Source organism: Streptomyces sp. NPDC001093 (genome assembly GCF_040298985.1).
Classification (GTDB): domain Bacteria; phylum Actinomycetota; class Actinomycetes; order Streptomycetales; family Streptomycetaceae; genus Streptomyces.
In genome coordinates this window covers 1-13,860 of record NZ_JBEPBF010000188.1, presented here as the reverse complement: position 1 = coordinate 13,860, position 13,860 = coordinate 1, and the positions used below count along the sequence as shown (strand labels likewise).

12 protein-coding genes and 2 pseudogenes are annotated in these 13,860 nt (G+C 73.7%); 8 read left to right on the top strand and 6 right to left on the bottom strand.

What is annotated here, in order from left to right:
- A pseudogene (locus ABT288_RS46295) lies at positions 1 to 279 on the bottom strand (C40 family peptidase); the annotation flags it as partial.
- Positions 280 to 647: 368 nt separating this feature from the next.
- Between ABT288_RS46295 and ABT288_RS46290 the strand changes: the two are divergent.
- A complete protein-coding gene (locus ABT288_RS46290) occupies positions 648 to 2,642 on the top strand; it encodes a DUF1996 domain-containing protein (RefSeq protein WP_351622015.1) in 1,995 nt (664 codons plus the stop codon).
- Between the two features lie 38 nt (positions 2,643 to 2,680).
- Here the strand turns inward: ABT288_RS46290 and ABT288_RS46285 are convergent.
- Positions 2,681 to 3,210, bottom strand: a pseudogene (locus ABT288_RS46285) (lipoprotein).
- A 132-nt stretch (positions 3,211 to 3,342) separates the two neighbouring features.
- A complete protein-coding gene (locus tag ABT288_RS46280; protein WP_351622012.1) occupies positions 3,343 to 4,287 on the bottom strand; it encodes a GNAT family N-acetyltransferase in 945 nt (314 codons plus the stop codon).
- Between the two features lie 102 nt (positions 4,288 to 4,389).
- On the opposite strand from ABT288_RS46280, the gene ABT288_RS46275 reads away from it, so the two are divergent.
- The 3 genes from ABT288_RS46275 to ABT288_RS46265 all read left to right on the top strand — a co-directional run bounded on the left by ABT288_RS46275 (position 4,390) and on the right by ABT288_RS46265 (position 7,519).
- Positions 4,390 to 4,848, top strand: coding sequence for a flavodoxin family protein (locus tag ABT288_RS46275; protein ID WP_351622010.1), 459 nt, complete (start codon positions 4,390 to 4,392; stop codon positions 4,846 to 4,848).
- Positions 4,849 to 5,054: 206 nt separating this feature from the next.
- Complete coding sequence (locus ABT288_RS46270; protein WP_351622008.1) at positions 5,055 to 7,211, top strand: acetoacetate decarboxylase family protein; 2,157 nt, start codon at positions 5,055 to 5,057, stop codon at positions 7,209 to 7,211.
- Positions 7,212 to 7,249: 38 nt separating this feature from the next.
- Positions 7,250 to 7,519: a hypothetical protein gene (locus ABT288_RS46265; protein WP_351622006.1), complete on the top strand. Its 270-nt coding sequence runs from the start codon at positions 7,250 to 7,252 to the stop codon at positions 7,517 to 7,519.
- A 19-nt stretch (positions 7,520 to 7,538) separates the two neighbouring features.
- Here ABT288_RS46265 and ABT288_RS46260 read toward each other — a convergent pair whose 3' ends face one another.
- The 3 genes from ABT288_RS46260 to ABT288_RS46250 all read right to left on the bottom strand — a co-directional run bounded on the left by ABT288_RS46260 (position 7,539) and on the right by ABT288_RS46250 (position 10,479).
- Positions 7,539 to 8,336 (bottom strand): SAM-dependent methyltransferase, encoded by a 798-nt coding sequence (locus tag ABT288_RS46260; RefSeq protein ID WP_351622003.1) that lies wholly within the window; start codon positions 8,334 to 8,336, stop codon positions 7,539 to 7,541.
- Between the two features lie 44 nt (positions 8,337 to 8,380).
- Complete coding sequence (locus ABT288_RS46255) at positions 8,381 to 9,034, bottom strand: GNAT family N-acetyltransferase (protein WP_351622000.1); 654 nt, start codon at positions 9,032 to 9,034, stop codon at positions 8,381 to 8,383.
- A gap of 383 nt (positions 9,035 to 9,417) precedes the next feature.
- Entirely contained in the window at positions 9,418 to 10,479 is a 1,062-nt protein-coding gene (locus ABT288_RS46250; RefSeq protein ID WP_351621997.1) for an ATP-binding protein, read from the bottom strand.
- A gap of 308 nt (positions 10,480 to 10,787) precedes the next feature.
- Here ABT288_RS46250 and ABT288_RS46245 point away from each other — a divergent pair, with 308 nt between their 5' ends.
- The 4 genes from ABT288_RS46245 (at position 10,788) to ABT288_RS46230 (ending at position 13,839) form a co-directional block, all read left to right on the top strand.
- Positions 10,788 to 11,663, top strand: coding sequence for a Sco1979 family transcriptional regulator (locus tag ABT288_RS46245; RefSeq protein WP_351621994.1), 876 nt, complete (start codon positions 10,788 to 10,790; stop codon positions 11,661 to 11,663).
- 53 nt (positions 11,664 to 11,716) lie between these two features.
- A complete protein-coding gene (locus ABT288_RS46240; RefSeq protein WP_351621991.1) occupies positions 11,717 to 12,532 on the top strand; it encodes an SAM-dependent methyltransferase in 816 nt (271 codons plus the stop codon).
- A gap of 142 nt (positions 12,533 to 12,674) precedes the next feature.
- Positions 12,675 to 13,160: an SRPBCC domain-containing protein gene (locus ABT288_RS46235; protein ID WP_351621988.1), complete on the top strand. Its 486-nt coding sequence runs from the start codon at positions 12,675 to 12,677 to the stop codon at positions 13,158 to 13,160.
- Positions 13,161 to 13,338: 178 nt separating this feature from the next.
- Positions 13,339 to 13,839 carry a hypothetical protein gene (locus tag ABT288_RS46230; protein ID WP_351621985.1) on the top strand — a complete coding sequence of 167 codons (501 nt, stop codon included), beginning with the start codon at positions 13,339 to 13,341 and terminating at the stop codon, positions 13,837 to 13,839.
- The last annotated feature ends 21 nt before the right edge of the window (positions 13,840 to 13,860 follow it).

Here is a 13,860-nt window from a genome sequence, read left to right as displayed (position 1 = left end):
AGGGCGGTCGGGCAGGCGGTCGGCGGGCAGCACCGCGGGGACGGTCGGGCCGAGCTTGGCGCGTGCCCCGTCGAACCACTGCCGGGTGATCGCGTCGAGCGCGGGATCCGATCGCCGCCCCGGGCGTTTGGCCAGCGGGACGCCCCGTGAGCGCGTCACCGAGGCCACGGCCCGGGTCACGTTGTAGTTCCCGGTCGCGTTCTCGGCCTGGTCGTATAGGGAGTCGACCCGCTGCCGAACCTCGTCCTGGGCCACCTCGTCGCGGCTCTCCGGCGCCATGGAAGACACGCTCCTTCCTTGCCTCACGGGGCGGTTGGGCCGTTGCGTCCGGCCGGTCGAGGGCCGGGCGGCCTCGCGTCAACCTAGCCAACGTGTGTACCTCGTGTGAAGGTTGAGGCGCGAAATGTCCGATACGTATTTGTGATGTTCGTGGTGACGTTCGAAGGGGAAGGGGCGAGTGCCGCGTTTTCCTGTGAGGTCCCGGTGAATCCGCGATTCCGTTGAACACATCCGTGCCGCCCTCCGTATGAGGCCGGGGAGCTCCATGCCCGACCGGCGCACACACCACACTGGGGACGACCTTGGCACGCAACAGGCGCAGACGCCCGACCCGCACACGACGCGCGACCTTCGCGGCGATCGCCCTGATGCTGGGCGGAGGCGGCCTTGTCGCGGCCAACGTCTACGCCTCGGCGACGGAGAGCTGGGGCGACGGATCCGGCACGAACGGAACCGGACACGTGCTGTCCGCGCGCATGACGACCATCGACTGCCCCGATGTCGGCAGCCGGCTGACCGCCGTGCCGGACGCGGCCCGTCCCGCGGTGGACCGCGAACTCGCCCTGCTGGACCGGCAGACGGCCGAGGCGTACCGGCAGCTCCAGCAGTCGGGGCAGGCCGGCGGGCAGAACTCCGGCCCGGTCGACGGCACCATCATGAACCCGCTGAAGGACCAGCGGGCCGCGGCGATCGGCCGGATCACCGACGCCATCGACCGGGCGGGGGAGCGCCCGCAAGGCCTGGACGACCTGGCCGCCTGCACCCTGCGCCCCGGCAGCGACGGCGCGGGCGACGGCAGCCAGTCCACCGCCCCCCAGTCCACCACCCCCCAGCCCACCGCCGCCCCGACCTCGGCCGCCCAGCCGGGCGGCGCCGGGCAGGGCGGTAACGGACCCGTCGTCTCCGACTACGCGGACATCACCTCCGCACCACCCGCCGCGTCGAATCCGCCGCAGCAGGCCGACGCCTCGCGCGGAAGCTTCACCTCCGACTGCGGTGTCAACGCGAACGGCCTGTTCAACTCCGACAACGTCATCGTCGCCCCCGGTGTCTCCAACGGCGCCCACCACTTCCACGACTACGTCGGCAACCAGGGCAACAACGCCTTCGCGAGCGACGACGACCTGGCGAACGCCGGCACGAGCTGCGTGGACAAGGGCGACAAGTCCTCGTACTACTGGCCGGTGCTGCGCCTGCAGAACGGCACCCAGGAGCGGGACGCCGGATCCCCGGGCGGCGGCACGGAGGGCAACGCGGGCCGGATCGTCACGCCCCAGCAGGTCACCCTGACCTTCACCGGCAACCCGCTCGGCAAGGTCACCGCCATGCCCCGCCTGCTGCGCATCATCACCGGCGACGCCAAGGCCTTTGTCAACGGGCCAGGCAACGCCAACGCCTCCTGGAGCTGCACCGGTTACGAGAACCGGCAGCTGAAGGACAAGTACCCGCTGTGCCCGCCGGGCAGCGACGTGGTGCGCAGCTTCCGGTTCCAGAGCTGCTGGGACGGCCGCAACATCGACAGCGCCAACCACCGCACCCACGTGGCCTTCACCGCCCCCGAGGGCTCCTGCCCGGCCGGCTTCCGCCCCATTCCGCAGCTGGTGGAGCGGATCGTCTACGACGTCAAGGCGCCGAGCCTCCAGGACGGCGGCCGCACGGTTCCGCTCTTCGCGGTCGACTCCTTCCCCGAGCAACTGCACAAGCCCGTCACCGACCACGGCGACTTCATCAACGTCTTCGACGAGAACCTGATGAGCCAGATGGTCGACTGCATCAACTCCGGCCGCACCTGCGGCCCCGGCGGCGACAACCCGGGTACGACGGCGTCGCCCACGCCGGGTTCCGGCTCCGGTACGACGGCAGCCCCGGGCTCCGGTACGACGGCCGCCCCGGGCTCCGGTACGACGGACCAGCCCGGCGCCACCGCCGGCGCCACCTCCGCTCCGGCGCCCTCGGCCACACCGCCCGGCGCGCAACCGAGGACCGACGCGACGATCACACCGGACCGCCACACGACCACCCCGGACAACGGCACGGCCAAGCAGCACCGCCGCACCAGGCGCAACCACACCGCCAAGCAGGACGGTTCCACCGAACCGGCGCCGTCCACGGCCACGTCCGCCCCCGGGCTCACATCCTCGCCCACCCCGTCCGGGGCGGCCCAGCCCGAACCCAGCCGGTCCACGTCCGCCCAGGCCAGCCCCGCCGGGTCCGTCCCGCCCGCCACCGCACGGCCCCAACCGCAGGGCACGCAGGGCGCGCTCGCGGAGACCGGGACCCACCTGTGGCCCGCGGCGCTCGGCATGCTGCTCGCCATGTCGGGCCTGGTCATGCTGCTTCGCGCCCGGCGCCTGCGCTACTGACGGCGTCCGGCCGACGGCAACCGGCCGGGCGGCGGTGCTCAGGTCAACTCGAGTGTCCGCTTGGCGAGTTCGTACGCGGGCCGCATCGCCTCGTGCTCATCGGTGTCCATCCCGCCGAGGTGCAGAGGTACTCCACCTCGACGCCGGTCAGGCCGCCGCCGGTTGTGAAGGAGTGGTACTTCTGCTTGCTGACGTCGTCCTCCGCGGCGACGAACTCCCGCAGCACGCTGCCCGCGTCGGCCTTCTGTGCCGTGCCGGTCCACACGCGCAGAAAGCCGATGTGGCCCGCCGGCTTGGCGTCGATCTCGCAGGCAGCGGTGACCGGCCCCTGGCGCAGGAACGCGTCGGGGAGCGACCCGCGCACGTCGCCGGCGGAGCCCTTCGGCGCCTTCGACAGCTCCGCTTCGGCGTCGATCGCCTTGGCCTTCCAGTTCTTGGCGATGTCGAAACGGACGGGCAGTTCGCAGGCCGAACCGGCCGCGCCGACCGGACCACCGCTCGCCGCCGCCGTTTCCCCGGCCCCTTCCGCCGGCGGCCGGGGACGCGCTCGAGGCGTTCCTGCCGTCACTCTCCGCCGACTTCGCGCACCCGCCGCGCAGCGTCGCGAGCGCCATCGCCGCGACCACCGCGCCCCGCAACTGTGACCGAGGGCACCGACAGCGCCGAGCGCGTTGTCCCGCGGGGACGGCCCGGACCCCGGTCAGCCGGAGACGAGCGGCTTGCCGTAGACCGTGGTGCTGTGCCGGACCGTCATCCCCAGGCGCTCGTACAGCGAGAGCGCGCCGGTGCCGGAGTGCGTCCACAGGGTGCAGGCCGGCCTGCCGCGGCGGTGGAAGGTGCGGAACGCCTCGCACAACAGCGCGCGGGCGATGCCCCGGTCGCGGTGGTCGCGCCGTACCGCGACCCGCTCGACGTATCCCTCGTCGTGGCCCGGAACCTCCAGCGACAGCACGGCTCCGACCAGTTCGCCGCCGGCGAAGGCGAGTGGTGACGCCGCCGGCAGGAAGGTGGCGCGCTCGACGGTGTGCCGCGCCCACTCCGCGTAGCTCTTCCGCCGCGGCTGCCACTCGTCGAACGCGTCCTCCGTGAGCTGGTACGCGGCCCTTTCGTCGCCGTGCCGGAACGGTCGTACGGTGACGCCCGCCGGCGGATCGGGCACCTCGGGTTCGCCCGGCAGCGCGATCTCCAGCAGCCACTCCGTGACCAGCCGGGAGTACCCGCCGGCCCGCAGGAGCGCGGTCGCGGCGCCGTCGACGTCGGGGACCGTCTGGGCGAGCCGGTCGCTGCCCGCTCGCCGGGCCCTGGTCTCGGTCCAGGCGAGCAGCGCGCCGCCGAGGCCCCGGCCCCGGTGACCGGGGTGCACATGCACCCTGGCCCGCCGCCCCTTCACCCAGCCGTAGCCGGCCGGTGCCCCCGTGCCGTCGTGGACGAGCAGCGTGTCGTCCTCCGGCCGCAGACCGGGCAGGGTGAGCTCGGCGGTGATCCGGTCGGCGCCGGTCACGGTACGGCCGTGCAGCACGCGTTCGCATGCGGTGACCAGACCGTGGACCGCCTCCACATCGGCGGTGGTCGCCGGCCGCCACCGGTAACCGGCCGGCAGGCGCTCCGGGCGGAGGCCGGCCTCTGGTGCACCCGCGCTCGTCACGGCAGCCCCTCCGTCCTCTTCGTGCCCAGCCTCTACCCCGCCGCGCCGCCCGCCACGCCCGCCGTTTGCGAGGCGCCGCGGGGGCACGGCAGGGTGCGGGGTGTGCCTACCTTGCTGATCGTCCATCACACCCCGTCGCCCACCTGCCAAGCGCTGTTCGAGGCCGTCGTCTCCGGCGCCACGGCACCGGAGATCGAGGGCGTCCGCGTCGTCCGCCGGGCCGCACTGTCCGCGACCGCCTCCGACGTCCTGGAGGCCGACGGCTATCTGCTCGGTACACCGGCGAACCTCGGGTACATGTCCGGCGCGCTGAAGCATTTCTTCGACCAGATCTACTACCCCTGCCTGGACGAGACCCGGGGGCGGCCGTTCGGCTACTACGTCCACGGCGGCAACGACGTCACCGGCGCCGTCCGTGCCATCGAGGCCGTCACCACCGGCCTCGGCTGGCGCCGCGCGGCCGACGCGGTGACGGTCACCGGCGCGCCCGGCAAGGCCGACACGGAGGCGTGCTGGGAACTCGGGGCCACGGTCGCGGCGGGGCTGATGCCCGGGGCGTGAGGCGCCGAGTGAGCACGGGAGCCCCGCGGGCGGCCACCGCAGCGATCTTCGTACGGTCACGCGCGGTCACCGGCGTGGGTTCCGCTGCCTGGACGGATGAAGGTGCGGGCGTGGTGTCCCTGGCCGACGATGGGACCGGGATCGCGCCCCTCCGGTGCGGCTGAACCTTGTCATGTGTCGTACGTCGTAGAGCGAGGGAGCGTCGGATGCGAGCGGACGGCCACGCACCCGGACGGCTCGCGCCGGACGGCCGGGACGCCGGAGAGCTGCTGCGCCGGTGCGCACGGGACGTGGTGGACGTCGCCGAGGGCATCCGTGCGGTGTCCGCGCGCACCGGCACCGCGCTGTGCGCGCCGCCCCTGACCGCCTCCGCGCGCCGCCGTCCCCGTACCGGCCTCGCCGCCCGGTGGGCGCTGCTGCGGGCCCTGACGCACACACAGGGGCTCGGCGGCTCGGCGATCACCGCGCCGAAGGGCATGGGCCAGGTGCTCGGCGCCGCCGGTGCGGTACTGGGCCGGGAGAGCCTGGCCGCGCTGGTCGCCGTCACCTCGCTGCGCCTGAGGATCGCCGCCGTGCTGGTCGACCACCCCGAGTTCGAACGCGACCCGGGCATGCGCCGGCTGCTGGAGGCCGTCACCGCCGACCGCGACCTGGAGGCCGTACGGGCGCTGCGCGCGCTGTTCCGGGACCGGGGTGCCCAGCGGGCCCTGTCCGGGCTGGCGCCGCTGATGGCCGAACTGGTCGCCATCCGGGCCCTGCTGGACGAGGACCCGAAGCACGACGAGACCGGCTGGGCGCTCGCGGCGGGGCGTGAGGTGCCCGCCGGTCCGCCGCACGATCCGCTGAAGGACACGGACCAGGGGCAGGGCGCGGCCGAGGCCGTCGACCTCACGGACCAGGAGAAGCAGTTCATCGCCACGGAGGGTTCGTTCCTCGGGTTTCTGCGCAACATCGAGGTGCTGTCCACCGACGGGCGGATCCTCGTGCAGAACGTGCGCGGTCCCGACGGTGTCGTCCGCTATGTCGTCCAGGTGCCCGGCATGGCGCCGGGCCGGCCGCGCAGCGACGCCCCGCAGGACTTCGTCGGCGCCTGGCGCAACCTGGTCATGACCGACTCGCCCTACACCCGCTCGATCCTGCGCGCCCTGGCGGACTACGGCATCCCGCGCGGCGCCGACCTCGCGCTGATCGGCCACGGCGAGGGCGGGCTCGCGCTGATGAACCTCGCCCAGGACGAGGAGTTCTGCCGCACCTACCGGGTCACGCACGTCGTCGCCGTCGGCTCGCCGGTCGACGACAAGAAGCCCGCCGACCCGCGCACCTGGGTCGCCGCCATCACCAACCAGCACGACATCGTGGCCGTCCTGGACGGCCGGGACGCGGGCTCCGCGTTCGACCCGCACCCGCACTGGTACGCGGTCGACTACACCGGGCCCATCCACGAGTTCCCGCTGTGCCACATGCTCCGCGAGTACATCGAGCACCTGCGCACGGTCATTCCCGAAGCCCGCGAGGACGTCGACGCGGCGCTCACGCCGTACCGCGGGCCGATCGTGCGCACCCAGGCCTACCAGCTCAAGGACCGCGCCCACCCGCCCGAGGGCTACCCGTTCCTCACCCTGCCGACCACCTCGATCCCGACGACGGCCGGCCCCGTCGACGTGCCGGTGCGCTACTACGACTCCTCCGCCGTCCACCTCTGCTTCCCCGTCTCCGCCGACGCGGCGCGCCGCCTGCTGCCCGGCGTCACCCCGCCGACGCCGAGCCGGCTGGGCCGACGGGCCCTCGCCGTGCTGTCGCTCCACGAGCACCGCTGCTCCACGATCGGCCCGTACACCGAGATCGCCCTGTCGGTCCTGGTCGACGACCTGTGGCGGCCCCGCCCGTACGACATCGGCGCGGACCTGCTGCGCCGGGCCGACCTGCGCCGCACCGGCCGTTACGTGCTCTCCCTCGCCGTCACCAGCGACGAGGCCCGCGTGGTCGCCCGGGAGATCTGGGGCCAGCCCGCGATGCGGACCACCGCCGAGGCCGACCTGATGGGCCGGAAGATCGCCGTACGGTCGGGGGACCTCGGGCTCACCGTCGAGGGCCGGCTCGGACCGGGCATCCGCTGCCCGGAGGCCGACTGGCCCCTCTACGGCCGCCGGGCCGAGAGCACCGTACGCACCCTGGTCCGGGCCCACGGCAGGCTGCGGCTGCACCCCGGCACCGGCGTGCGGCTGCGGCTGGACACCGCGGCCGCCGAACCCCTCGCCGGGCAGCTGCGCCGGCTCGGCCTCGACCGGGCTCGGCCCCTGTTCGTCCTGGCCTGCCCCCAGTTCATGCTCCATCGCAGCGCCGGCACCGTCCTGCCGCGCTGAATCCCCCCTGCCCCTACCCCAGTCGAGTGGGAGCCGCCATGGTGACCGAGTCCCCCCGAGCGACCACGGCCTCGGCCGACGAACTGCTCGCGCACGCCGACAGCTTGCGGGCCGACGCCGACCTCATGGACGGCTACGCCCGTCAGCTGCTCGCCACGGCGGCCACCCTGAGCGGCTGCCCGGCGGCGCCCGGCTGGAGCCGCCCCACCCTGGAGCAGCAGGCCGCCGCCTGCACCACGGCGGCCCGGCAACTGCGCACCGCCGCCGCGGCGTTGGACACCCACACACGAGCGGGGGACCGGGACTGAACCCGCTCGGCGAGCGGCCTCAGGGTTTGCGGGCCACCCCCACGTACACCGGCTGCTCCTGAAGGACCCGCGTTCCCGGCTCGGGGTGCCAGCGCGTGGCCGCTACGACGCCCGGTTCGCACAGGTCCAGGCCGTCGAAGAAACGGCTCACCTCGGCGTGCGAGCGCGCCCGGACGTGGGTGCCGCCGGCGCGGTAGACGGCCGCGATCCGTTCCCAGACCTCCGGGTCGAACTCGGCACCGGCGTGGGAGAGCGTCAGAAAGCTGCCCGACGGCAGCGGCTCCAGCAGGGTGCGGACGACACCGTGGGGATCCTGCTCGTCGGTGACGAACGGCAGCAGCGCGATCAGCGAGAGGCTCACGGGCCGGCCGAGGTCCAGATGTTCCCGGGCGAACTCCATGATCCGCTCCGGCTCGCGGACGTCGGCGTGCAGATAGGCGGTACGGCCCTCGGGCCTGCCCTGGAGCAGGGCTTCGGCGTGCCGCAGCACGATCGGGTCGTTGTCGACGTACACCACCCGGGCGCTCGGGGTGACCTCCTGGACGACCTGGTGCAGGTTCGGCTCGGTGGGGATCCCGGTGCCCACGTCCAGGAACTGGTCCACGCCCTGACGGGCGACGAAGCGGGCGGCCCGGTGCATGAACTCCCGGTTGGCCCAGGCCGCGTCCTTGGCGCCCGGGAAGAGCTCGAGCACCTTGCTCGCGGCCTCGGCGTCGACGGCGTAGTGGTCCTTGCCGTCCAGGAACCAGTCGTACATCCGCGCCGAGTGCGGCTTGCCGGTGTCGATCCGCTCGGGGCTGAATCCGGTGTCTGTCACGTCTGTCGGCTCTCCGTCAGGGGTGGGGGGTGATCGGGTGGTCGTCAGCGGCAGCGAGAGGCCGCCGCGCTGTGGTGGCGGTGCCAGACGGCCGCGACCACACGGCCGTCGGGCAGGGTGTGCCGGGTCGGCCCCTCGTCCGGTACGAAGCCGGCCCGGGCCAGGGCCCGCCGGCTCGCGGTGTTCCCGGGCTCCGCACCCGCCCGGACCGTGCTCAGTCCGGCATGGGTGTGCGCGAGAGCGGCGCCCGCCCGGAACAGCTCCGCGCCCAGGCCCTGGCCGCGGCAGGCCGGCGCCAGCCAACCGCCCATCTCGCCCGTGCGGTGCTCCAGTTCGAGGGCGCCGGCATAGCCGAGGTCCGACCTGCGCACGCACACGAGCAGCAGGGGATCGTCCGGGCCGGGTGCGTACGGCTGGGCCAGCTTCCGGGGCACCCGGCGGCCGTCGTCGCCGGCCGGCCGCCAGGCGAGCAGGGCCTTGCGGGTGCCGGGATCGGGCAGCACCCGGTCCGCCTGGGTGCCGAGCCAGTGCTGCGCCTCGGCATCGGCGCAGGCGGCGAGCGCCGCCGCCACGTCCAGCCGGGTCCGGGGTGTGAACAGCAACAGCCGTTCGGTGGCCAGGACGTGCCGGCCGGCCTCGGGCCCGCACCGCCCGGGCACGGGAAGCCCGTCCGTGGCGGCCCGCCTCCGGCGGATCACCGACCAGACCATGCACACCCCCGAGGGAACGGCTCGCGCGACGACCCGGAACCCGTGCGGACGCCGAGCCCCGACGGATGCGGACCTCCCGCACCGGCGGCGAATGTACCGGGGTTCGGGGGCTGGTGGGGGGTGCGCAGGGGTGGTTTCGGCACGGGAGGGCGGGGAGCGACGCGGCGGGGCGGTGGCGTGGGCCGGGGCAGTGCCGGGGGTCAGCGGCCTTGTTCCCGGGAGCCCGGCTTGGGGTGGGTGCGGGTCCAGGACGGGTCGGCGGACGGCGCCGGGGCGGGAGCGGGAGAGGCGGCGACGAGGTGCATGGGCATCCTTCGGACTGGTGGGGGATGGTCCGTTGGCGGTCGAGGGGGGGAGTGGCGGGCGTGGTCTCAGCCGTCGTCGTACGGCAGCTCCGCCCAGACGACCCGGGCGGGCCCGCCGGACTCCGGCGTCACGCCCCAGTCGCGGCTCAGCGCGTCGACGAGGAAGAGCCCGCGCCCGTGCTGGTCGTCGGGTCCCGGGCGGCGCGCCGCCGGCAGCGTGGGGCCGCCGTCCTGGTCCTCGACCTCGATCCGTATCAGGTCCGCCGTACCGTGCAGCCGGCAGGCGATCCGTTCGCCGGCCGCGTGCACAAGGGCGTTCGTGACCAGCTCCGAGGTCACCAGGACCGCGTCGTCCCGGGGGCCGTCCGGCACGCCCCAGGCGGTCAGCAGGTCATCTACGACACGCCGGGCCGTGCCGACGGCCGTCGGCTGCGCGGCCAGGTCGAACGCGGCGGCCGAGCGGGCGAGCGGGTCCCCGGAGGCGAGCCGGTCGGGGCCGAGGGGCCCAGGGAGTCGACCGGGACGCCCGCCTCCGGGTGGTCTCGGGCCGCCGGCGGGGACCGGCGGTCGATGCGCATGGTCCGGGGCGTCCGGGGCGGGGTGGGGGTGGTCCCCGGTGTCCTCCCGGGCGGGGCGCGGGCGGTCGTCGGTGTCGCCCGACGCCGGGCGTGGGCGCTCCCGGTCCGAGGCTCGGTCCGGGGCGTCCGTCGCGTCGGCGCAGGGGTCTGGTCCGTCAGCGGCGTACGCCCACCCGTGTCGGCGTTCCGCGCCGTCCAGGCTGCGGTTTGGCTGGTTTGCGCCGTGCAGGGGCGGGTGTGGGCGGTGGGCACGGTCCGGCGTCGGGTCCGGGTGGTCCGCGCTGTCCGGAGCCCGCTCTGAGCGGCTCGGGTTGTCCGGAACCCGGTCCGACCGGCTCGCGTTGTGCGGTGCCGGGTGTGGTCGGTCCGCGTCGGTGGGGGACCGGTACGGGTGCTGTATGGAAGCGGAAGTCGGGTCCGGGCGGTCCCCGGCCCGGGGCCGGCGGGGTACCGCCGGGAGGCGCAAGGAGCCGGGAGGCAGGGGTGGTCGGGCGGGGCTCCGGTGCTCGGGTGGGTGGTGGAGCGGCTGGGGGACAGAGGGCGGAGCCATCGCCGTGCGCCTTTCGTCCGGCCTCGCGTGGGGGGTGTGGGGGTCGGCCGACCGCGCGCAGCAGACGACACGCCTCCCACGAGGCCGTGGTGTGGCCCGGTCTCCCCCAACCCGGCCGTGGCGCCTGCTCCTTGGGTCGGCCGGAGCAGTGGTTCCACTGTGGCATCCGCCAACGACGCCTCGCAACCGGCAAGTTGAAATTTGCAAGTGGCGAAGTGCATGCTGCTTCGGCCGGAACGTGATCGAATGGGCCCGGAGAGCGATCGTGCGCGACAGTGTCCCAATGACCTGGTGAGGGGGTGTGGGGCGTGACCACGGAGACCGACTGGGGAGGCGCCCCCTCCGTCCTGCGCATGATCCTCGGCCGGCAGCTGGAGGAGCTGCGCACCCGGGCCGGCCTCAGCTACGCCGAGGCGGGCGCCGCCATCGGGGTCAGCCACTCCACCATCCGTCGCATGGAGGCCGCCAAGGTGGCCCGGCTGCGCCTCGCGGACGCCGAGAAGCTGCTCCAGGTCTACGGCGTCACCGACCAGGACGAGATCGACACCTTCCTGAAGTCCGTGCGTGAGGCCAACAAGCGCGGCTGGTGGCACACCTACCGCGATGTGATGCCCGACTGGTTCGCCGCGTATCTCAGCCTGGAACAGGCCGCGTTGCAGATCCGCGCGTACGAGAACCAGTTCGTGCACGGCCTGTTGCAGACGGAGGACTACGCCCGGGCGCTGCTCGGCGCCGAGAACCCGCACGCCTCCGCCGAGGCCACCGAACGCCGGGTCGCGCTACGCATGCGCCGCCAGGAACTGCTGGCCCGCGAGGCGCCGCCGCGGGTGTGGGTGGTCATGGACGAGACGGTGCTGCGCTGGCCGGTCGGCGGGCCGCAGGTGATGCGGGCGCAGATCGACCACCTCGTCGAGGTGAACCGGCTGCCCCATGTGACCCTGCAGCTCATGCCGTTCGCCCACGGCCCGCACCCGGCGATGCGGGCGGGCGCCTACCACCTCTTCCGGTTCAGAGCCCGCGAACTGCCCGACATCGTGTACCTCAACGGCCTGGTCGGGGCCGTCTACCTCGACAAGGCGGACGACGTCGTGGTGTACCGGGAGGCGCTGGACCGGCTCGGCGCCCAGGCCGCACCCGCCCGCAAGACAGAGGCCCTGCTCGGCGCGATCCGCAAGGAGCTGTGACGAACCCGCTCGTACGCAAGCCCCCCACCCCGACCCGAATGGGAGACACGGCGTTGCCCGACAACGGATGGCCGGCCGACCGCATCGACACCGAGAACGCCCACTCCGCCCGCATCTACGACTACATCCTCGGCGGCAAGGACTACTACCCCGCCGACAAGGAGGCCGGTGACGCCATGTCCAGGGAGTGGCCCGCGCTCCCGGTCCACATGCGCGCCAACCGCGACTGGATGAACCGCGCCGTGCGCTGGCTCGCCGAGGAGGCGGGCATGCGCCAGTTCCTGGACATCGGCACCGGCATCCCCACCTCGCCCAACCTGCACGAGATCGCCCAGGCCGTGGCCCCCGAGTCCCGGGTGGTCTACGTCGACAACGACCCGATCGTCCTCACCCTCTCCCAGGGCCTGCTGGCCAGCGCGCCCGAGGGCCGAACCTCCTACATCGAGGCCGACTTCCGCGATCCGGCGGCCATCCTGGACGCGCCGGAACTGCGCGAGACCCTGGACCTGGACAAGCCCGTCGCGCTCACCGTCATCGCCATCGTCCACTTCATGCTCGACGAGGACGACGCGGTCGGTGTCGTACGCCGCTTGCTGGAGCCGCTGCCCCCGGGCAGCCATCTGGCGATGTCCATCGGCACGGCCGAGTTCGCGCCCGAGGAGGTGGGCCGGGTCGCCCGTGAGTACGCGGCCCGCAACATGCCGATGCGGCTGCGCACCCTCGACGAGGCCCATGAGTTCTTCGAGGGCCTTCAGCTGGTCGAGCCGGGCATCGTCCAGGTCCACAAGTGGCGGCCCGACGGCACCGGCGAGCAGAACATCCGCGACGAGGACATCGCGATGTACGGCGCGGTCGCCCGCAAGCCCTGACCGGACGGCCGGCGAGCCCGGTCGGCCACCGCCGGGCCCCGACAGACCAGGGGCCGGGGTCCGCACCCACCTCCCGGACCCCGGCCCCGCCCTTTTCCCGCACAGCGAGCCGGGCTGCCCCCCGGCCCGCTAGCGTGGGCCCATGTACGCCACCCGAGCCTCCCGGCGCGTGCAGGCGCCCCCGCACGCCGTCTACCGGGCCCTGACCGACGCCGACGCGATCGCGGCCTGGCGGGTCCCGGACGGCATGACCGCCCGCGTCCACACCTTCGAGGCCCGGGAGGGCGGCCACTTCCGGGTCTCCCTGACCTACGACGACGCGTCCGCCACGGGCAAGTCGGGCGGGCACACGGACACGTACCACGGCCATTTCGCCAGACTCGTGCCCGGCGCGCTGGTGGTGGAGGTGTTCGAGTTCGAGACCGGTGACGACGCCGTAAGGGGGACGATGACCATGACCACCACGCTCACCGCGGCCGACGGCGGCACCGACGTGGAGATCCTGCACGAGGGCATCCCCGACGACATCCCCCGCGAGGACAACGAACGGGGCACCCGCATGGCCCTCGACAACCTCGCCCGGCTCGTCGAAGGGCCGCACGCCCGCCGGCCGTCCGAGGCGGAATGACCGAAAGGACGCGGAGAAGCGACCGGAATTCGGCACAACCGTCCGGCGGCCTCATGTTCCGGGACCGAAGTGGGAAAAAGCCGAGGGGAAGCGGAACCGGCGCGAGGGAAATGAGGTCTTAAAGGCCGTCGACGGCCGGGATCAGCCCGGTCGTAACGAAACCGGGGGAATGAGACCTATGTCCGCGCGTAGTCGCACAACCCTGATCACCGCCGTCGCCCTCACCGGCGGCCTCACCCTCGCCGCCGTCACGCCCGCCCTCGCGGGAGCCGGCGCCAGCCACACCACCCGTGCCTCCGCCGTGTCCTCCGCCCAGGGCGACCCGCGCAACGCCACCCAGCACGTGGCCGACTTCTACGGCGCCTACATCGACGCCGTCTGGTCCACCGACGACAGGTCCGCCGGCACCGCCGCCAAGGCGCTGCGTGCCTTCTACCTCTCCGGCGCCGAACAGAGGAAAGTCGCCGCCTTCGAGAAGAAGGAGCACGCCGACGGCATTCTCTTCGCGCAGGACGTGCCGGTGAAGTGGCAGGTGACCTACACCGGTTCCGGCGCCGGACACGCCACCAGCCGGGTCACGCTCACCTGGGGTGACGGGCCGCACGCCGAGGTCAGCCGGATCGACGTCCGGTCCGACCTGAATACCCTGAAGATCACCGACCTCAGGTCGGTCCGCTGACCGGGGGGCGTGCGGCCCCGC